The 19276-nt window shown below is 68.2% G+C and carries 18 protein-coding genes; 7 read left to right on the top strand and 11 right to left on the bottom strand.

Going from position 1 to position 19276, the window contains the following annotated elements:
- Nucleotides 1-11: 11 nt before the first annotated feature.
- The 6 genes from RZE79_RS28450 to RZE79_RS28425 form a co-directional block, all read right to left on the bottom strand.
- Nucleotides 12-1130 carry a DUF2855 family protein gene (locus RZE79_RS28450; protein WP_194274057.1) on the bottom strand — a complete coding sequence of 373 codons (1119 nt, stop codon included), beginning with the start codon at nucleotides 1128-1130 and terminating at the stop codon, nucleotides 12-14.
- Between the two features lie 195 nt (nucleotides 1131-1325).
- The gene (locus tag RZE79_RS28445) at nucleotides 1326-1751 is read right to left on the bottom strand and encodes an organic hydroperoxide resistance protein (RefSeq protein WP_062481095.1); all 426 of its coding nucleotides are present in this window, start codon (nucleotides 1749-1751) and stop codon (nucleotides 1326-1328) included.
- A 74-nt stretch (nucleotides 1752-1825) separates the two neighbouring features.
- On the bottom strand, nucleotides 1826-2278 hold the full coding sequence (locus RZE79_RS28440) for a MarR family transcriptional regulator (RefSeq protein WP_319357797.1): 453 nt from the start codon (nucleotides 2276-2278) through the stop codon (nucleotides 1826-1828).
- 840 nt (nucleotides 2279-3118) lie between these two features.
- Complete coding sequence (locus tag RZE79_RS28435) at nucleotides 3119-3955, bottom strand: ABC transporter permease (RefSeq protein WP_319361322.1); 837 nt, start codon at nucleotides 3953-3955, stop codon at nucleotides 3119-3121.
- A 19-nt stretch (nucleotides 3956-3974) separates the two neighbouring features.
- Nucleotides 3975-4934 (bottom strand): ATP-binding cassette domain-containing protein, encoded by a 960-nt coding sequence (locus RZE79_RS28430; RefSeq protein ID WP_373696516.1) that lies wholly within the window; start codon nucleotides 4932-4934, stop codon nucleotides 3975-3977.
- 38 nt (nucleotides 4935-4972) lie between these two features.
- Nucleotides 4973-5863, bottom strand: coding sequence for a LysR family transcriptional regulator (locus tag RZE79_RS28425; RefSeq protein ID WP_319357796.1), 891 nt, complete (start codon nucleotides 5861-5863; stop codon nucleotides 4973-4975).
- Between the two features lie 104 nt (nucleotides 5864-5967).
- Here RZE79_RS28425 and RZE79_RS28420 point away from each other — a divergent pair, with 104 nt between their 5' ends.
- Complete coding sequence (locus RZE79_RS28420) at nucleotides 5968-6648, top strand: glutathione S-transferase (RefSeq protein ID WP_319357795.1); 681 nt, start codon at nucleotides 5968-5970, stop codon at nucleotides 6646-6648.
- Nucleotides 6645-7610, top strand: coding sequence for a pyridoxamine 5'-phosphate oxidase family protein (locus RZE79_RS28415; RefSeq protein ID WP_319357794.1), 966 nt, complete (start codon nucleotides 6645-6647; stop codon nucleotides 7608-7610). The genes RZE79_RS28420 and RZE79_RS28415 overlap by 4 nt, the downstream gene beginning before the upstream one ends.
- 1 nt (nucleotide 7611) lies before the next feature.
- Here the strand turns inward: RZE79_RS28415 and RZE79_RS28410 are convergent, their stop codons facing one another.
- The gene (locus RZE79_RS28410) at nucleotides 7612-8778 is read right to left on the bottom strand and encodes a cytochrome P450 (RefSeq protein ID WP_319357793.1); all 1167 of its coding nucleotides are present in this window, start codon (nucleotides 8776-8778) and stop codon (nucleotides 7612-7614) included.
- Between the two features lie 83 nt (nucleotides 8779-8861).
- On the opposite strand from RZE79_RS28410, the gene RZE79_RS28405 reads away from it, so the two are divergent.
- On the top strand, nucleotides 8862-9557 hold the full coding sequence (locus RZE79_RS28405) for a helix-turn-helix transcriptional regulator (RefSeq protein WP_319357792.1): 696 nt from the start codon (nucleotides 8862-8864) through the stop codon (nucleotides 9555-9557).
- An 80-nt stretch (nucleotides 9558-9637) separates the two neighbouring features.
- A complete protein-coding gene (locus tag RZE79_RS28400; protein WP_319357791.1) occupies nucleotides 9638-10687 on the top strand; it encodes a hypothetical protein in 1050 nt (349 codons plus the stop codon).
- Nucleotides 10688-10723: 36 nt separating this feature from the next.
- Here the strand turns inward: RZE79_RS28400 and RZE79_RS28395 are convergent, their stop codons facing one another.
- Together RZE79_RS28395 and RZE79_RS28390 are read right to left on the bottom strand one after the other, a co-directional pair.
- Nucleotides 10724-11746: a Bug family tripartite tricarboxylate transporter substrate binding protein gene (locus RZE79_RS28395; protein ID WP_373696515.1), complete on the bottom strand. Its 1023-nt coding sequence runs from the start codon at nucleotides 11744-11746 to the stop codon at nucleotides 10724-10726.
- A gap of 114 nt (nucleotides 11747-11860) precedes the next feature.
- Nucleotides 11861-13378: an AMP nucleosidase gene (locus tag RZE79_RS28390; protein ID WP_319357790.1), complete on the bottom strand. Its 1518-nt coding sequence runs from the start codon at nucleotides 13376-13378 to the stop codon at nucleotides 11861-11863.
- A 140-nt stretch (nucleotides 13379-13518) separates the two neighbouring features.
- Between RZE79_RS28390 and RZE79_RS28385 the strand changes: the two genes are divergently transcribed.
- On the top strand, nucleotides 13519-14427 hold the full coding sequence (locus tag RZE79_RS28385; RefSeq protein ID WP_319357789.1) for a 2-dehydropantoate 2-reductase: 909 nt from the start codon (nucleotides 13519-13521) through the stop codon (nucleotides 14425-14427).
- Here RZE79_RS28385 and gorA read toward each other — a convergent pair.
- Nucleotides 14424-15782 carry a glutathione-disulfide reductase gene (gorA, locus tag RZE79_RS28380; protein ID WP_319357788.1) on the bottom strand — a complete coding sequence of 453 codons (1359 nt, stop codon included), beginning with the start codon at nucleotides 15780-15782 and terminating at the stop codon, nucleotides 14424-14426. The two genes, RZE79_RS28385 and gorA, sit on opposite strands and share 4 nt — an antisense overlap.
- A 119-nt stretch (nucleotides 15783-15901) precedes the next feature.
- Between gorA and RZE79_RS28375 the strand changes: the two genes are divergently transcribed.
- On the top strand, nucleotides 15902-17941 hold the full coding sequence (locus tag RZE79_RS28375) for a PEP/pyruvate-binding domain-containing protein (protein ID WP_319357787.1): 2040 nt from the start codon (nucleotides 15902-15904) through the stop codon (nucleotides 17939-17941).
- 16 nt (nucleotides 17942-17957) lie between these two features.
- On the opposite strand, the gene RZE79_RS28370 is transcribed toward RZE79_RS28375, so the two are convergent.
- Complete coding sequence (locus RZE79_RS28370; RefSeq protein WP_319357786.1) at nucleotides 17958-18857, bottom strand: MBL fold metallo-hydrolase; 900 nt, start codon at nucleotides 18855-18857, stop codon at nucleotides 17958-17960.
- Nucleotides 18858-18952: 95 nt separating this feature from the next.
- On the opposite strand from RZE79_RS28370, the gene RZE79_RS28365 reads away from it, so the two are divergent.
- Entirely contained in the window at nucleotides 18953-19276 is a 324-nt protein-coding gene (locus RZE79_RS28365; RefSeq protein ID WP_153281745.1) for a helix-turn-helix transcriptional regulator, read from the top strand.

Here is a 19276-nt window from a genome sequence, read left to right as displayed (position 1 = left end):
CCCCGTGCCGGTCAGCGTGCACCCGCTTGTTTGTAAAGCGAAAGGATATGGCCCGTGCGCGGGTCGCCCTTGCCCGCCAGCACCTGCGCGTAGGCGGCCTGCACCGCCTCGCCGCCGAAGTGGTGTTGGGCGTGCAGCCAGGGGTTGTTGGGGTCGGTCACCGTGGCCAGGAAGTGGTGCCACGCGGCCACCATGCGCCGACCGAACTCGTCGGCGCCCCATTCGGTGGTGCGCTTCTTGATCTGTGCCGGCGCAAAGAACAGCGTGGCGCGCGGACCGCTCAGGCTCTTGCCCGCGCCCTTGGCGGCGAGCTGCTCCACGTGCGTGCCGCCGATCGAGCTGCTGTACTTCAGGTTCGTGAAGCGCTCGTGGATCGCAGTGCGCAGCTCGCCGTTGCCGGCGAAGTCGATGTACACGCAGGGCGTGTCGGCCGCGATGCTGTCGAGCGCGTCGTAGGTCACCACGCGGTCGTAGCAGCCCAGGCTCTGGCAGAAGGCCACGTTGGCGGGCGACGTGAGGCCGATCACTTCGATGCCTTCGCGCTGGTGCAGCTGGAAGGCCGTGCCGTAGGCCGTCTTGCTCGACGCGCTCGACAGCAGCATGGTGGTGGCGCCGAAGAAGTCGTTGTCGGCCATGAAGTCGTCGATGAGCCACGAGGTGATGAACAGCGGGCGCAGCAGCGCCTGCAGGTCTTCGGTGTCGGTGGTGTACAGCGGGTCGGCGTTGCAGCGGAAGTACTGGTTGTAGACCGCGGGCAGCTCGGCGCGGTGCGGCGCTGCGTCGGTGAAGCGTGCGGGCGAAAGCCGGTCGGGGCTGAGTACCGCGCTCGTGGCCATCGGCCAGTAGCCGTACAGCCGTTCGCCCACGGCCACGCCCGGGTGCAGCGACTGCACCACGCTCGCGAAGCCCCACACCGGGATGCTGCCCCAGCCTTCTTCCTCGGAGGGGAAGAACTGCCAGTAGCTCATCGCATCGCCGAAGGCGGCGTAGGTGATGTTGTTGGAGGTGAGCGCAAAGCTGTCGATGCGCACGCGCACCTGCCCGTCGGCCAGCGGCCGTTCGGTGGTGTCGGTGTGCAGGCGCGCGGTGGCGAGCTGGTCTTTGCGGATCAGGAGGTGGGTGGTGCTCATGGGGTCGATCTCCACGGGGGTGTGTTGAGGACAGACGGGGCGGGCGGGACGGGCGGGACGTGCGGCCACATTAGCCAAGCTTGGTGAAAGGCGCTATCTCGGCGTGCGTTTCGGCGTCACCCGTGAGACAGACATGAAAAAAGCGCCCGGGCTTGTAGCCGGGGCGCTTTGTTTCACGAAACCGTCAGAGCGGAATCAGACGATGGTGAGTTCCACGTCGATGTTGCCGCGCGTGGCGTTCGAGTACGGGCAGACCTGGTGGGCCGTGTCGACCAGCAGTTTTTTCTGTGCGTCGTCGAGGCCGGGCAGCGAGATCGCCAGTTGCACCGAGATGCCGTAGGCCGCGCCGCCGTTCGTCGGGCCGAGGGAAACCTTCGAGTCGATGGCGACTTCTTCCGGCACCTTGACGCTGATCTTCGGGCCGACGGCCTTCATGGCGCCGATGAAGCAGGCGGCGTAGCCGACCGCGAACAGCTGCTCGGGGTTGGTGCCGGGCTTGCCCGAACCGGGCGAGCTCAGCTTGACGTCGATGGCGCCGTCGCTGGACTTGCCGGCGCCGTCACGGCCGCCGACGGTGTGGGCTTCTGCGGTGTAGAGAACTTTGTCGAGCTTGGTGGTCATGGTGATTTCCTTTGGCTTGGGGTGGTGAAAGGGCTTCCTGGGGAGGCCGGGGAGAACTGTGATGGGGTTGTATGTCAGGCGGCTTTGCGGATGCGGTCGCGCAGGGTCTGGATTTGCTGCGTGAGGGCGATCAGCTCGGGGACGGAGCATTCGGCGGCGGCCATGAGGCAGGCGGGGACGTTGGCGGCGCGGGTCTTGAGCTTGCGGCCTGTGGCGGTGAGCGTGATGTGGACGCGGCGCTCGTCTGCGACGTCGCGGACTCGGGAGACGTAGCCGTTGGCTTCGAGGCGCTTGAGCAGCGGGGTCAGCGTGCCGGAATCCAGGGAGAGACGCTCGCCGAGGGCGGAGACGGTGGGGCCGTCTTGTTCCCAGAGGGCGAGCATCACCAAGTATTGAGGGTAGGTGAGCTGGAGCTTTTCCAGCAGCGGCTTGTAGAGACGGGTCATGGCCAAGGACGCGGAGTAGACGGCGAAGCAGAGCTGGTTGTCTAGCTTGAGCATCTCGTCTGGTTGGATCTTCTTTGGCATGGGTGGAATTGTAGTTCGCAATTGAATTGTGTGCAATGTAGTTGGTTTGGGTGACATGGGGTGGGGGTCGTTTTGCTTTCCGAGGCCGGGACTCGCCCCGGCGGGCGACTTACTTTCTTTTGCTTCGCCAAAAGAAAGTAAGCAAAGAAAAGGCGACCCCACTGTCTGCGTCCCTTCGCTTCGCTGCGGGCAACCTGCGGTGCTCGCGTTTCGCGGGGTCTCGCAGAACTCGCTGCGCTCAAACAGCTGCGAGCCCTGATCCGCGAAACGCTGCGCTCCTCGGCGCAGCCAGAGGGGATTGGGACGCCGGACGGGCCATCGCTTTGCTCGGCTTGCAATCGGGCCTTTGCTTCGCTCGGCCTTGTGGTGGTTGGGCCGCTGCTTCGTTCGGCGGCTGGACTGGCTCCCTCTCCCCTTGGGGAGAGGGCGGGGGTGAGGGCGTCGGCATTCATGCGCGCGAGGCGGTGTTTCTGTGCCGCGGACCCTCACCCCAACCCTCTCCCCAAGGGGAGAGGGAGCAATGCAAGCCGAGCGAGCGAAGGCTCGTGAGGTGTTCAGCTGCCGAGCAAAGCGATGGCCCGCTCGGTATCAAAGCCCTTCTGTATGCGCCGAGGAGCGCAGCGTTTCGCGGATCAGGGCTCGCCCTTGTTTGAGCGAAGCGAGTTTGGGCGAGACCCCGCGAAACGTGAGCACCGCAGGTTGCCCGCAGCGAAGCGGAGGGACGCAGACAGCAGGGTCGCCTTTCTTTTGCCTACGTTTCTTTGGCGAAGCAAAGAAAAGTAGGTCGCCCGCCGGGGCGAGACCCGGCCCCGGGAAGCAAACCAGATCACGCCCTAAACATCACCCCCGAAACCTCTTCCGAGTCAACGCCAAAGCAACCCAGAAAGCAACGACCGCATACACAACCAACACCCCCGCATGCACCCACCACCCTTCAGGCCAGCGATCCATGAACAGAGGCCGCACCAAAGCAACAGCATTCGTCAAAGGCAACCAGGCAGCCACAGCACGCACAGCAGAAGGCAGTTGTTCCAAAGGAAAAAACACCCCACTCAAAAACATCATCGGCGTCATGAACAGCGTGAAGTAATAAGTAAAAAAGTCATACCCCTTGGCCAACGCATTGAAGATCAACGCCACAGAAGAAAACGTGATCCCGCACCCAATCAACACCATCCAGGCCACGATCAACTTGGGGCTGTGACTGATCCCCAGCCCCAACATCACAAACAAGATCGCAGTCACCGTAAAAATCGACTTGAACGCCGCCCACAGCATCTCGGCGAGCACGATGTCATCCAGCCCCACCGGCGCATTCATGATCCCGTCCCACGTCTTCTGCACATGCATCCGCGAGAACGCCGAATACAGCGCCTCGAAGCTCGCCGCATTCATCGCACTCATGCAGATCGACCCACTCGCCAAAAACAGGATGTACGGCACCTGCGTGCCATCCACCGTCACCTGCCCGACGAGTGCGCCCATGCCGTAGCCAAAAGCCACCAGCCAGATCAGCGGCTCCGCGATGTTGCCGATCAGGCTCGGCAGCGCGAGCTTGCGCCACACCAGCAGGTTGCGCAGAAACACCGGCCACCATCGCATCGACAGCTCGGGCGCGCGCCACACGGAGGGAGACGGAGGCACGGGTGTCTCGGGAGAAGCAGTGGTCGTATTCATAAAGAAAAAGAAGGTCTGATTAGCCATCCTGGCGAATCTGCCGGCCAGTGAGCTTGAGGAACAGGTCTTCCAGATTGGCCGGCCGATGGAAGGTCCGCAGCCCGCCGTGCTGCGTCAATGCGTCAAGCAAACGCCGCGCATCCTGCGTGTAGAAGAAAACAGTCTCACCGCTCACTTCCACGCGCGCAGCCAGCGCCTGCAGCTCCGCCGAGCCGGCCAGCGACAGCGCGCCATTGCCATACACCTCGACCACATCAGGCTCCAGGTGCTCGGCGATCAGGTCACGCGGACGGCCCTCGGCGATCTTGCGGCCGTGGTCGAGCACCAGCAGGCGCGAGCACAGACGCTCGGCCTCGTCCATGAAGTGCGTCGTCAACAAGATCGACTTGCCTTGCTGCAGCAGCACCTGCAACCGCTCCCACATCAGGTGACGCGCCTGCGGGTCGAGCCCGGTCGTGGGCTCGTCGAGCAGCAGCAACTTGGGGTCGTTCACCAGCGCACGCGCCAGCGACAGGCGCCGACGCATGCCGCCCGACAGCTCGCCGGGCTTGGCGTCGGCCTTGTGCGAGAGCGCGGCGAACTCCAGCAGCTGCGGCACGCGTGCGCGCACGTGCGCCTTGCTGAAGCCGAAGTAGCGGCCGTACACCACGAGGTTCTCGGCGCAGCTGAAGTCGGGGTCGAGCGTGTCGAACTGCGACACCACGCCCAGCTGCGCCTTGATGGCCAGCGCGTCGCGCGGCATCTGCAGGCCCAGCGCGTCGATGCTGCCGCCGTCGGGCGCGGTGAGGCCCAGGCACATGCGGATGGTGGTGGTCTTGCCCGCGCCGTTCGGCCCGATCACGCCCAGGCACTCGCCAGGCGCGATCTCGAACGAAAGATCGTCGACGACCGTGGTCTCGCCGTAGCGCTTGCGCAGCCCACGGACCTGGAAAAACGGGGAGGAAGAAGAAGGCGAGGAGGGGGTGGTGTGGGATGGCACGCGGTCATTCTGACGCAGCTCGCCGATTGGCGCAGCGGCTACATGCGCAGCCCGCTGAACTCGGTTTTCATCCAGTCGATGAAGACCCGCGTGCGTGCCGGCAGCAGCCGTGCGTTGGGGTAGATCACGCTCACGGGCCGGGGCGCGGGCTCGTAGTCTTCGAGCACCAGCTGCAGCCGGCCCTGCGCCACGTAGGGCAGCACTTGGTACGAGAAGAAGGTGCCGAAGCCCATGCCCGCGGCGCAGGCTTCGAGGGCAGGCGCGAGGTGGTTGAACTCGAGGCGGTTGTCGAGCGTGACATGCACGGTCTTGCCACCGTCGCGGAACGCCCATTGCGGCGGTGCATCAATGCGCCCGCGCACGCTGGGCGCACCGGCCAGGTCGCGCGGATGGCGCGGCACGCCGTGCTGCGCCAGGAAGGCAGGGCTGGCCGCCACCACGCGGCGGATGGTGCCCAGCGTCTGCGCCACCAGCGACGAGTCTTCGAGCGGGCTGATGCGGATGCCGACGTCGATGCCTTCTTCGAGCAGGTTCACCGTGCGGTCGTGCAGCCGCACGCTGCAGCGCACCTTCTCGTGGCGCTGCATGAAACGCACGATGGCCGGCGCCACGTACATGTGGCCGAACAGCACCGGCGCGGTGATGACGAGTTGCCCCGCGGGCTCGCGCGCCTCGGCCTTCAGCGCCTGGTCGGCGGCGTCGGCCGCGAGCAGCACCTCGCGTGCGCTCGGCAGGTAGTGGCGGCCCTCCTCGGTGAGCGACAGGCGCCGCGTGGTGCGGTGAAACAGGCGCACGCCCAGGTGCGCCTCGAGCGCGGCGAGCGCGCGCACCACGGCGGGCAGCGAACTGCCGAGCGCCTCGGCGGCGCGGGTCAGGCTGCCCTGGTCGGCAATCTGCACGAAGGTCTGCATGGCTTTGAAGCGGTCCATCAGGCGATTAAACCGGAAAGCGCAGCAGTCAAATCCGGCAAAGGCTATTCATTCATTTGGTGGAAGAGAGAAGAATCGAGGCCATACCCACCCGAAGGACTCCCATGACCGAGAACACCGCCTCCGCCTCCGCCTCCGCCGCCCGCCTGCCAGCCCAACCCATCAAGCTCTACGGCAGCGCCATCTCGGGCCATGTGCACCGCGTGCGCCTCTTCCTCACGGTGCTCGACCTGCCCTTCGAGATCGTCGAACTCAACCTGCGCCAGCGCGAGCACCGCACGCCGGAGTTCCTGGCCCGCAACCCCTTCGGCCAGGTGCCGGTGATCGAGGACGGCGACGTCACGCTGGCCGACTCCAACGCCATCCTCGTGTACCTCAACGAGCGCTACGCCGCCGATCCGTCGCGCTGGATGCCGCGCGACCCGGTGGGTGCGGCCCGCGTGCAGCGCTGGTTCTCGGTGGCGGCCGGCCCGCTGGCGTTCGGGCCCGCGGCGGCCCGCGTGATGGTGCTGTTCGGCCTGGACACCGACCCGACCGAAACGGTCAAGCGCTCGCACGCCCTGCTCGCCGTGATGGAAACCTGCCTGACCGGCCAGGCCTTCCTCGCGGGCCCGTCGGCCACGCTGGCCGACCTCGCGAACTACGCCTACGTGGCGCATGCGCCCGAGGGCAGCGTGTCGCTCGACGCGTATCCGCAACTGCGCGCCTGGCTGGCGCGCGTGGAAGCCTTGCCGGGGTTCGTGCCGATGGTGCGTACACCGGTCGGCCTGGCGGCGGTCGCATGATCGCCGCCCCATTTCATGCGGGAGAGCGCGCGTTGCAGGCGCTGGTCGGCTCGCGCGAGCAGATGGAGGCCATGGGCCCGCGCGTGATCCGCGACTACATGCCCGACCAGCACCGCGAGTTCTTCGCGCAGCTGCCGTTCCTCGTCGTCGGCAGCCTCGACGCCGACCTGCAGCCGTGGGCCAGCATGCTCGCAGCGCCCGCCGGCTTTGCGCATTCGCCCGACGCGACGCACCTGCGCATCGATGCGCTGCCGGGCGCCGGCGATCCGCTCACGGGCCAGCTCGCGAACGGCGCCACGCTCGGGCTGCTGGGCATCCAGCCACACACGCGGCGGCGCAACCGCATGAACGGCACGGTCGAGGCGCTCGACGCGGCGGGCTTCATGGTCGAGGTGCAGCAGAGCTTCGGCAATTGCCCGCGCTACATCCAGGCGCGCGAGCCGGTGTTTGCCGCACCGCCTGCCAATGAGCCGGCCGTGCAGTGGCTCGACACGCTCGACCTCGCCGCCGAGCGGCTCATCGGTGCCGCCGACACGCTGTTCATCGCCACGGCGTATCCCGACGCGGCGGCGGTGGGCGACGAGGCCGATGCGCGCTCGCACGGCGTCGACGTGTCGCACCGCGGCGGGCGGCCGGGCTTCCTGCGCGTCGATGCGGGCGGCGTGCTCACGGTGCCCGACTTCAACGGCAACCGTTTCTTCAACACGCTCGGCAACCTGCAGGCGCACCCGCGCGCGGGTCTGCTGTTCGTCGATTTCGACACCGGCGAACTGCTGCACCTGAGCGCCACGGCGGAGATCGTCACGGACGGCCCCGAGGTCGCGGCGTTCGAGGGCGCGGAGCGGCTGATGCGCTTTCATGTCACGCGTGCGCTGCGCCGTCCGGCCGCGTTGCCGCTGCGCTGGGGCGAGGCCGCGTTGTCGCCGCACCTTGCGGGCACGGGCCGCTGGGCCGCGCATTGACTCAGTCGAAGACGGGAATGCGTCCGTTGACCGACGGCCGGTAGCGCCAGCGAAGCGCGTCGAGATCGGATGCGCGTTGTGGGCGCAATAGCGCTTCGAGGCCCGCAGCGGCCAGCGTGCAGGCCAGTGCCTGCCCGGGGCACGCATGCATGCCATGGCCGAAGCCGAGCACGCGGCGCTGGGCACGCACGGGCATGAAGCGATCGGGCTCGGGGTTGAACGCCGGGTCGCGGTGCGCCGAGGCCAGCAGTACCAGCACTGCAGCGCCCGCCGCCAGCGAGGTGCCGGCGATCTCGATGGGTTCGATCGCGAAGCGGCGCGTGTTCTGCACCGACGGGTCGTGGCGCGCCGTCTCTTCGACGATCGCGAGCAGCCCGTCGCGCGTGCGTGCCAGCGGGCGCAGCGCAGGCTCGCGCGCCAGTGCGATCAGGCTGTTGCCAAGCAGGCCCGCCGTGGCGTCGCAGGTCTGCGAGAGCAGGCCCACGAGGTTCGCCAGCAGCGCGCGCGAGAGCGGCGCGCTCGCGGCGCTTTCGGCCAGCACCGCCGCCAGCAGCGTGCCGTCGCGCGGCGAAGCGTTCGCGCTCAGGGCTTCGAAGCGGGTCATCAGCTCGCAGGCCGCCGCGCTCGCCGCCTGCAACTGGTCGGCGTTCGACAGCGGTGAGAGGCAGGCGACGAAGTCACGCATCCAGCGGTCCAATTGCGGCAGCGTCGCGTCGTCGAAGCCGAGCAGCTGCGCCATCGCCCGCACGGGCAGCGAGAACAGCGCATCGGACAGCGGTGCGTGCGCAGGCATCTGCTGCGCGATTGCGAGCGCGGCGGCGTGCGCCGCATGAAGGTCGAGCCCGGCCAGCGCGCGTTGCAACGCCGGCCGGTGCGCCTGGTGCGCGGGGCCATCGTTCATGCGCACCAGATGGCCGAACACCTCGCCGGCCGGGCTGCCCACGATCGCGCGCGGCACGGGCTCGGCGGCGGGGCGCACGCGCAGCGCGCCATGGGCTTGCAACACCTGCATGACCACATCGGCGCGGCTCGCAACCCACACGCGCAAGCCGTCGTGCCACGCGAGCGGCGGGCCGTCGCGCAGCGTGGCGTAGTACGGGTACGGGTCGGCATGCGTGGCAGCGGCGACCGGGTTGGCGGGGTGAGGGGTGAGCACTGCGGCAGTCATGGCGCGCAGTGTGCGTTCGCAGCTGCCGACACACTTCGGTCGCGAACGAAGTGTGGAATGCGCCGCCGCTTTAGGATGGCCGCATGGACGACACCACCGCTTCCGACTTCCAGCTCGCCCGCCTCGCCGGCGCCATCGCCGAACCGGCGCGCGCCCGCATGCTGAACTGCCTGATGGACGGCCACGCCCGCACCGCGACCGAGCTCGCCACCGTGGCCGAGGTGGCCGCCTCGACTGCGAGCGCGCACCTCGCGCGCCTGAAGGAAGAGCGGCTGGTTGAGGTGCTTGTGCAAGGCAAGCACCGCTACTTCCGCCTGGCCAGCGACGATGTGGCTGCCGCGCTCGAAAGCCTCATGGTCGTGGCCGGCGCGCCGCGCCCCACGGCGGCCGCCTTTCAGCCCAACACGCCGAGCCGCCTGCGCAGCGCCCGCACCTGCTACGACCACATGGCCGGCACCGCGGGCGTCGCGCTGCACGACCGGCTGCATGCGCAGGGCTGGCTCAGCGGGCTGGAGAGCGGGTCGTACGACCTCACGCCCGACGGCGCGATCGCGCTGGAAAGCCTGGGCGTCGAGGTCGATGCCGTGCGCCGTTCACGCCGCCGCTTCGCCTGCGCCTGCCTCGACTGGAGCGAACGCCGCCCGCACCTGGGCGGCGCACTCGGCGCCGCGTGGCTGCAGCTGTCGCTGCGGCGCGGCTGGGTGCGGCAAGCGCTCGACGGGCGCGCGCTCACGCTGACGCCGAAGGCGCTGCGGGAGATGCCGGAGTTGTTTGCCTGAACGTCTGTCCTGCGGGCGAACCCCAGTGAACGGGGCGCTGCGACCTGACTACCATCTTCGGTTTCCAAGGGAGAGAGACCGTGACTGTGAAAACATGGGCGGCCGTGAGCTGCATCGTTCTGGGGGCGTGCGGAGGTGGGGGCGGAGGCGGTGGAGGCGGCGGTGGTTTTGCCGGCTTCGTTCCACCAGTGACAGGTACATCGCAGACACCGCCCGCGGGCACGCAAACCACGCCGAACACAACGACCGATCCGGAGCCCGGAGCCGGTCCTGGTCCCGGACCAGGCCAGCCGGAGCCGGGTGGAACTGGGCCTCGACCTGGCCCCGTCGTCACCTACACCTACAAGCTGGCCAAGATCACAGAAGCAGGCAACCCCTTCGCCGGCACCATGGCCACAACGGTGCTCGGTCTGCTGAACAGCCCTGAGTTCGTGGGCTATTACTACGCCGGCTTTCTCAATTCTCAGACGGGCAATGGCATCTTCGCCAAGTCGTCGCTGGAGTCGTCCTATGTGTGGACCTTCGACAAGGCCTCGCCTCCGAATGGTGAGGCTGCCGCGAGCTTCCTGCCGATGATGTTCTTCCCCGGTCAGGGCGGAACGGGCGTGCAATACCTCTATGGAAGACCGGCCACAGCCGCAACGTACGAGAGCATGCCGGTCGATGCCGACTGGTTCGGCGCCAGCGACGATGTCCTGGCACGGCTCAATGCGATGGGCGCACAAGGCTATTGCCGGCAGTCGGGCGAATGGGATGCGCCGAAGCTCTCTCTGATCCGACAGCAGGGCGCCAGTGATCGCTGCGCCTACGAGTTCAAGGCTTTTCCGCGGGACGTAATGAGCGACAGCCTTGAAACGCTCAACGCAATGGGCGACAGGGGCTTTGTACCGCTCACCTCCGTGGCCTCGCGTGGCACCTACTACGTCAAGGTGAGCAACGATCCGACCACCTATTACTACTACGTGGTCGATGCCGTGATGAGCAGCGATGCGGATTGGGTGGCACAGCTCAACACCGAAGGCGCCAAGGGCGGAGCCCAGTACACCTTCGTTCCGGCGAACGGCAGCCTGCCGGCAAAGCGCGTCTTCCGGATTGCCACCCAGTGCACACGCACCTGGCTCTGCCGATGACCGCGGGCGGCGCTCGCGCGCCGCGCCACGATCTGCTCAGGCCTTCAGTTTGAGCAGATAGATCAGCGGACCGGCCATCGCCGTATCGAGTTCAAGAAAGCTCTCGAAGTCCTTGCCCGCCATCCAGTACGGGTCCCAGTTGTTGCGCTTGATGGTCTTCTGCCAGAGGTCGTGCGTGGTGGCGCGTTGCACGGCCTCGAGCAGCTGGCCGCGGCGGTAGGGCGGCACCTTCTTGCCGGTCATCACGCCGCGCCAGTTGGCCAGATCGGCGTCCACGCCCTGCTGGCGCACCGACGCAATGCCCTGGAACGGATGCTTGGACGACACGCCGATGGCGCGCAGCTTGCCGCTCGTGATGTGCTCGGCGAACTCGCTGTAGCCCGAGATGCCGGCCGCGGCCTTGCCCGTCTCGAGCGCTTCGACCACCTGCGCGCCGCCCGGGTGCGGCTGGTAGTTCAGCGACGCCGAGGCGCCGGCCACGCGCGCCAGCATGCCGGCGAACATGTGGTCCACGCCGCCGGCCGAACCGCCGGCGATGACCGTGCTGGCGGCATCGGCGCGCAGCTGGGCGATGAGGTCCTTGGGGGTCTTGATGGGCGAGTCGGCCTTGACGGCCACCACCTCGTAGTCGCTGGTGAGCCGCGCCACGGGCGACACATGCGCCAGCGTGACGGCGGGCTTCTGCAGCGCCACCGCGCCGACCATCACCATGCCGCTGACCAGCAGCGCCTCGGGGTCGGCGTCGTACTTCTCGACGTACCTGGCCAGCCCGATGGTGCCGCCCTTGCCGCCGATGTTCTCGTAGGTGACGGTGCCCACGGCGCCCGAGGCCAGCAGGGCGGCGCCGAGGGCGCGGCCGGTCTGGTCCCAGCCGCCGCCTTCGTTCGCGGGAATGACGATGCGCAGCTTGCTGCTCAGCGGCGCGTCGGCCGCGCGGGCGTTGCCGGCCCACAGCGCGGCCTGGCCCGCACCGGCGGCAGCGGCCGAGGCGGCCAGCCAGGTGCCGAATCGGCGGCGGGACAGGGGGAGGGCGGCGGCAGGCGGCGAAGACGGGCGCATCGTGTTTCCGGTGGTGTACGTGACAGCCAATGATGTCCGCGAAACACCGCCATCCCGTCTTCGGCCTCACAGGGAGAAACCCTGAGGCGAAGACCGGGAGAAAGGCGCCGCAGCCTACTGGAAAGCCACTTCCGCAAAGCTTCGCAGCTTGCGACTGTGCAGCCGGGTCGTGCCTTCCTGGCGCAGGATCTCGATGGCGCGCATGCCGATGCGCAGGTGCTGCTCGACGCGCTCGCGGTAGAAGTGGTTGGCCATGCCGGGCAGCTTGATCTCGCCGTGCAGCGGCTTGTCGCTCACGCACAGCAGCGTGCCGTAGGGCACCCGGAAGCGGAAGCCGTTGGCCGCGATGGTCGCGCTTTCCATGTCCAACGCGACGGCGCGGCTCTGGCTGAAGCGGCGCTGCGGCTGGTTGGCGGGCAGCAGCTCCCAGTTGCGGTTGTCGGTGCTGGCCACGGTGCCGGTGCGCATGATCTTCTTGAGCTCGGGCCCTTCGCACTTCGTGACGTCGGCCACGGCCTGCTCGAGCGCGAGCTGGATTTCCGACAGTGCCGGAATCGGCACCCACAGCGGCAGCTCTTCGTCGAGCACGTGGTCCTCGCGCACGTAGGCGTGGGCCAGCACGTAGTCGCCCAGCTGCTGCGTGTTGCGCAGGCCGGCGCAGTGGCCCAGCATCATCCAGGCGTGCGGGCGCAGCACGGCGATGTGGTCGGTGATGGTCTTGGCGTTGGCCGGGCCGACGCCGATGTTGGTCATGGTGATGCCGCTGTAGTCCTCGCGCACCAGGTGGTAGGCCGGCATCTGCGGCAGGCGCGGCGGCGCGGTGCCCTGGCTGCCGTCCAGCAGATGGGCGAAGGTGTCGCTCTGGCCCGCGGCCAGCCCGCGCCGGCGCGTGATCACGTTGCCGGGCTCGATGAAGGCGATGTACTCGCTGTTCTCGTCGGCCATGGCCTCGTGGCCCAGGCGCACGAACTCGTCGATGTAGAACTGGTAGTTGGTGAACAGCACGAAGTTCTGGAACCACTCGGGCGCCGTGCCCGTGTAGTGGCGCAGGCGGTGCAGCGAGTAGTCGACGCGCGCCGCCGTGAACAGCGACAGCGGCTGCGGCTCGCCGGGCAGCGCCTCGAAGGTGCCGTTGGCAATGCCGTCGTCCATGGCGCCCAGGTCGGGCAGGTCGAACACGTCGCGCATGAGGGCGCGGCGCTCGGTGCTCATCGTGCCTTCGATGTGGTCGTTCTCGGCGAACGAGAAGTGGATGGGAATCGGCTGCGTGCTGGTGCCCACCTCGAGTTCGACCTGGTGGTTCTCGAGCAGCAGGCGGAACTGGTCGAGGTAGTAGCGCGAGAACAGGTCGGGCCGCGTCAGCGTGGTCTCGTAGCGGCCGGGGCCGGCCACGAAGCCGTAGCTCAGGCCGGCGTTGGCCGGCGGCGTGTGACGCGACACCGTGTGCGTGTGCACCCGCACGAACGGGTAGCAGGCCCGCACCCGGCCCGGCAGCGCCTCCCCGGCCACGAAGCGCAGCATCGACTCACGCAGGTGGGCGAGCCCGCCCTGGTAGATGGCTTTGACCTGGTCGAGCGCCTCGGCGGCGTCGGTGAAGCGGGCGGGAGCGACGAAGGTGGGCATGTAGGGCATGGCGTCATTGTGCAATGCGGGCGTGACGCGCGGGCGGTCGCCGCGCGGCGCTGTCGTGCTTCGGCGCGCGCCCCGGCGCGCCGGGCGCGAAGTGATTAACCTCGATGGTTTCCGCTCAACGAATGCAGGAAGGTGAAGGAATGAAAGTCGCAGTCATGGGTGCCGGCGCGGTCGGCTGTTACTACGGCGCCATGCTGGCGCGCGCAGGCCACGCGGTGGTGCTGATCGGCCGGCCTTCGCATGTGGAGGCGGTGCGCGCGAACGGGCTGCGGCTGGAGACGAAGACTTTCGATGAACAGGTGCCGCTCGATGCGAGCACCGAAGCGGACGCGGTGCAGGGCGCCGACCTCGTGCTGTTCTGCGTGAAGTCCACCGACACCGAATCGGCCGCCGCGCAGATCCAGTCGCACCTCGCGCCCGGTGCGTTGGTGCTCACGCTGCAGAACGGCGTCGACAACGACGAGCGCGTGCGCGCGGCGCTGCCGTCGCACGACGTGGCCGCTGCCGTGGTCTACGTGGCGACCGAGATGGCCGGGCCGGGCCACGTGAAGCACCACGGCCGCGGCGAACTGGTGATCGCGCCGTCGCGCCGCAGCGAGGAGGTCGCGCAGGCATTGGTCGCCGCCGGCGTGCCCACGCAGATTTCCGACAACGTGCGCGGCGCGCTGTGGGCCAAGCTGGTGCTCAACTGCGCCTACAACGCGCTGTCGGCCGTGTCGCAGCTGCCGTACGGCGTGCTCGTGCAGGGCACCGGCGTGAACGACGTGATCCGCGACGTGGTCGCCGAATGTCTTGCGGTGGCGAAGGCCGAAGGCGTCGTCATTCCGGGCGACACCGATGCGGCCCTTCGCGGCATCGCGCAGTCGATGCCCTCGCAGTATTCGTCGACCGCGCAAGACCTCGCGCGCAGCAAGCGCAGCGAGATCGACCACCTCAACGGGCTGGTCGTGCGGCGCGGCGAGGCACTGGGTGTGCCGACGCCGGCGAACCGCGTGCTGTTCGTGATGGTGAAGCTGCTCGAAGGCAAGCAGCCCCAGGCCGGCGTCTAGCCGGGCATTGGTTCGCGCATCGTCACGAACTCTTCAGCAGCGGTGGGATGGATGCCGATAGTGCTGTCGAACAGCGCCTTCGTCGCGCCCGCGCGCATCGCCACCGCAAAGCCCTGCACCACCTCGCCCGCGTCCGCGCCGACCATGTGCAGGCCCACCACGCGGTCGCTTTTCTTGTCGACCACGAGCTTCATGAAGGTGCGCTCGCTGCGGCCCGAGAGCGTGTGGCGCAGCGACTTGAACTCGCTGGAGAACACGGTGACCTCGCCGAACTTCGCGCGGGCGTCGATCTCGCTGTAGCCGCAGGTGCCGATGTTGGGGTGGGTGAACACGGCGGTGGGAATGAACTCGTAGTCCATGCCGCGCTTGCCCTTGCCGAACAGCGCATCGACCACCACCATCGCCTCGGCCAGCGCCACGGGTGTGAGCTGCACGCGGGTCGACACGTCGCCCACTGCGTAGATCGACGGCACCGAGGTGCGGTAGTGCGCATCGACCGCGATGGCGCCCTTGTCATCGACCTTCACGCCCGCCGCCTCGAGGCCAAGCCCCTGCGTGTTGGGCACGCGGCCGGTGGCGAAGAGCACGGTGTCGGCCTCGATCTGCTGACCGCGCGCGAGCGTGACCACGAGCCCATCGGGCCCGCGTGCGATCGACGAGGCCTCGCAGTTCAGGCGCACGTCGACGCCGGCCTTGCCCATCTCGTGCGCGAGGAACTGGCGCACGTCGTCGTCGAAGCCGGTGAGCAGGTGGGCGCGGCGGTGCAGCTGCGTCACCTTCGAGCCCAGGCCGTTGAAGATCGATGCGAACTCGCAGGCGATGTAGCCGCCGCCGACCACCAGCAGGCGCTTGGGGAACGGATCGAGGTCGAACATCGCGTCGGAGGTCACGATGTGTTCGCGGCCCGCAATTGCGGGCACGAAGGGCGTGCCGCCGGTGGCCACCAGCAGGTGGCGCGCGGTGTGGCGCTTGCCTTCGATTTCCACGGTGTGGGCATCGACCAGCTGCGCCCAGCCGGTGACGAGCGTGACGCCCGAGTTCTTCAGCAACGAGCCGTAGATGCCGTTGAGCCGGCTGATCTCCTTGGCGCGCTGCGTCTTGAGGTGGGCCCAGTCGAACTGCGGCGCCTCGGGCAGCTTCCAGCCGTAGCCTTCGGCTTCCTCGAAGGCCTCGGCATAGCCGGCGGCGTAGCTGTAGAGCTTCTTCGGGATGCAGCCCACGTTGACGCAGGTGCCGCCGAGTTCGGCGGCCTCGGCCAGCGCGACGCGCGCGCCGGTTTGCGCCGCCATGCGCGCGGCACGCACGCCGCCGCTGCCGCCGCCAATGACGAAGAGGTCGAAATCGAATGGTTGCATGAGAAAGACGCTCCTTGCGACCGACTGTAGCGGTGAGGCGAAGGCGGTGCTCGTGGCGGGGCTTGAGGGCCGGTGGCGAGCGAGAATTCGCGCTCGTCGCAACGGGAGTCCGAGGCCTCATGAAGAACAACACGCACAGCCATAGAAACATCCTCGGCATCGGGGCCGGGTGGCCGCAGAAGGGCGTGGCCCTGTGCGCGCTCGCGCTCGTCTGCCTGAGCGCCGGCGCGCAGCTCGCGCGCAAGCCGTCGTACTACCAGCAGCAGAACCAGCCGCAGCCCGAAGGGCCGGCCGCGCAGCTCGTGCCGCGCCCCGCCGTGCCGGCCTCGTTGCCGGCGCTGCGCAGCCAGGGCGATTTCGATGCGCTGGCGCGCGTCTACGACGCCGGCACGCCGATGCAGCTGGCGCACGTGCTGTTCGCGATCGACCGCAAGGCCAGGCCGGCGCGCATGCACTACATCGACACGCCGCGCTTCCAGCTGCACGTGCGCTTCCTGCGCGACACGCGGCTCACGCCGAACACGGTCAAGCGCGAGATCGACCGCAACTACCTCGTGCCCGACCGGCGCTTTCTGTTCGGCACGCTGAGCTGGCAGCAGAACATCGGCACCTTCACCTACGAGTTCTGGGAAGGCGACCGGCTCACGGTGCCCTTGCTGCGCGAGGCCGAGGCGCAGGTGAAGGCCAGCTTCTTCGCGCCAGTGAAGTTCAAGACCAACTCGACGCTGCACGAGCGCATCGCAAAAGAAGCCGGCATCGACTTCGTGAGCCAGGAGGCGCTGATCCGCGAGCAGCCCTTTTTGCCGATGAACCTCGGCACCGCCACGGGTCGCGTGCGCATCGTGAACGACGCCTCGGGCCTGAACGCCTTGCTGCCCGACGACATCGCCGTGCTGCGCGAGGTGCCGATCAACCTGCCGCCGGTGGCCGGCGTGCTGACCGAGCGGCCGTCCACGGCGCTGTCGCACGTCAACCTGCTGGCCAAGGGCTGGGGCATTCCGAACGCCTATGTGCGCGATGCCGCATCCGTGCTGCGCGAGCACGCGGGCCAGTGGGTGGCGCTGAAGGTGGCGGCCTCGGGCTACCAGCTGCGCCGCCTCACGGCGGAAGAAATCGCCGCGCTGCCGCCGCGCGCTGCGCGTACCGCTGCCACCGGCGCGCTGCCCGGCAGCAAGGCCGCGAAGCCCGATCTGCGCGAAACGCGCCTGCTGCCCTTGGCCTCGCTGCGTGCGCGGAACAGCGTGCAATGCGGCTCGAAGGCGGCCAACCTTGGTGCGGTGCTGGCCGCGCGTATTCCCTCGACCACCGTGCCCGACGGCTTCTGCATTCCGTTTGCACACTACGACCGCTTCATGCGATCGAACGGGCTGGCCGAGCGCATCGCGCGCATGCAGCAGCAACCCGGCTTCGCGGGCGACCCGCAGGTGCGGCTGAAGGCGCTGGCGCAGCTGCGCGAGGAGATCGTGCAATGGCCCGTCGATGCGGGCACCGCGGCAGCTTGGCGCGCCGCGTGGCAATCGCAGCTGGGTGGGGGCGGCGTGTTCGTGCGCAGCTCGTCCAACTCGGAAGATCTGCCGGGCTTCAGCGGCGCGGGGCTCTACACGACGGTGCCCAACGTGAAGACTGGTGATGCGCTCGAACTCGCGGTGAAGAAGGTCTGGGCTTCGGTGTTCAATCCCGAGGCCTGGGAGGCGCGCAGCGCCGCGGGCTTCGGCGCCGAGTCGGTGCTGATGGGCGTGTTCGTGCAGACCGCCATCGACGCGACGAACGCCGGCGTGATGATCACGCGCGACCCCTTCGACGCGGGGCATCCGCACGTCACCTACATCTCGGCCAAGCGCGGCATCGGCATCCGCGTGGTCGAGGGCAAGCGCGTGGCGGAGCAGGTGATGTATTCGAGCTGGTCCAAAGCCATCCAGGTGCTCAGCCGCTCGGCCGAGGAGACGGCCCTGCAGCTGGACAAGGACGGCGGCGTGAAGGAAGTGCCCGTGGAACTGGGCCGCCACGTGCTCACCGACGAACTGGTGGTGCGGCTCGCGAACGTGGGCGCGGCGGTGAAGCGCACGTTCAATGCGGTCGATCAGGACATCGAGTGGGCGACCGTGGGCGACAAGATCGTGCTGCTGCAGGCGCGGCCGTATGTGGAGCGGCGGCGCTGACTAGCAAGCAGCGCCGTCACACCGGCGCGGCGCGCGGGCGATGCCCCGCCAGCGTGTTCAGCGGAATGCGCAGGTAGGCCACGCCGTTGTCGTCGGGCGGCGGCAACCGGCCGCCTCGCACGTTGACCTGCATCGACGGCAGGATCAGCGTCGGCACTTCGAGGGTGGCGTCGCGCGCGGTGCGCATGCGCACGAATTCGTCTTCGGCGATGCCGTCGCGCACGTGGATGTTGTGGGCGCGCTGTTGCGCCACGGTGCTCTGCCAGCGGGGCTCGCGCGTGGCGGGCGGGTAGTCGTGGCAGACGTACACGGTGGTCTCGGGCGGCAGCGCGAGCAGCCGGCGCATCGAGCGATACAGCTCACGCGCATCGCCGCCCGGAAAGTCGGCGCGCGCGCTGCCCAGGTCGGGCATGAAGAGCGTGTCGCCCACGAAGACCGCGTCGTCCACCAGGTACGCCATGTCGGCCGGTGTGTGGCCGGGCACGCGCAGGGCCTGGGCCTCGATCTCGCCGATGCGAAAGCGCTCGCCATCCTGGAAGAGGTGATCGAACTGGCTGCCGTCAGGGACGAAGTCGCGCTCCAGGTTGTAGAGGCTGCGAAAGGTGGCCTGCACCGTGCGGATGTGCTCGCCGATGGCGACGCGCCCGCCGGCCTGCGACTGCACATGGCGCGCGCCCGAGAGGTGGTCGGCGTGCGCGTGGGTTTCCAGAATCCAGTCGACCTGCAAGGCCTGCGCGCGCACGTACGCCAGCAGGCGGTCGGCCGAGACGGTGTCGGTGTGGCCGGAGCGAAAGTCGTAATCGAGCACCGGGTCGATGACGGCGGCGCGTTGCGTGGCGCCGTCCCACACCACGTAGGACACGGTACCCGTTGCGGGGTCGAAGAACGCCTGGGTGATGGCGCGGTGCGTGGTCATGGGCACTCCTTTCGCGAACAAGGGCCAAGGCTCATTCAAGCGATCTATATTATATGAATTGATAGAATATAAATTCACGAACTGACAATCTTCCCATGAAGGCTTCCACTCTCGTCATCGATCCCGCGCAACTGCGCAGTGCGGCCGGCCAGGCGGTCGCCGTGCTCAAGCTGCTGGCCAACGAAGACAGGCTGCTGCTGCTGTGCCAGCTCTCGCAGGGCGAGATGTGCGTGAGCGATCTCGAAAGCGTGCTGGGCATCCGCCAGCCCACCTTGTCGCAGCAACTGTCGGTGCTGCGCACCGAGGGCGTGGTGACCACGCGCCGCGAAGGCAAGAACATCCACTACAGCGTGGCCGACCCCGCGCTGCTCGAGATTCTTGCGGTGCTCTACCGCCTCTACTGCCCGAAGGAGAACTGA

The sequence above is a fragment of the Variovorax sp. EBFNA2 genome (assembly GCF_033802765.1).
In the GTDB taxonomy this organism is placed as follows: Bacteria; Pseudomonadota; Gammaproteobacteria; order Burkholderiales; family Burkholderiaceae_C; genus Variovorax; species Variovorax paradoxus_H.
Note: the sequence above shows the minus strand (reverse complement) of the source record. Positions and strands in the feature narration are given on the sequence as shown.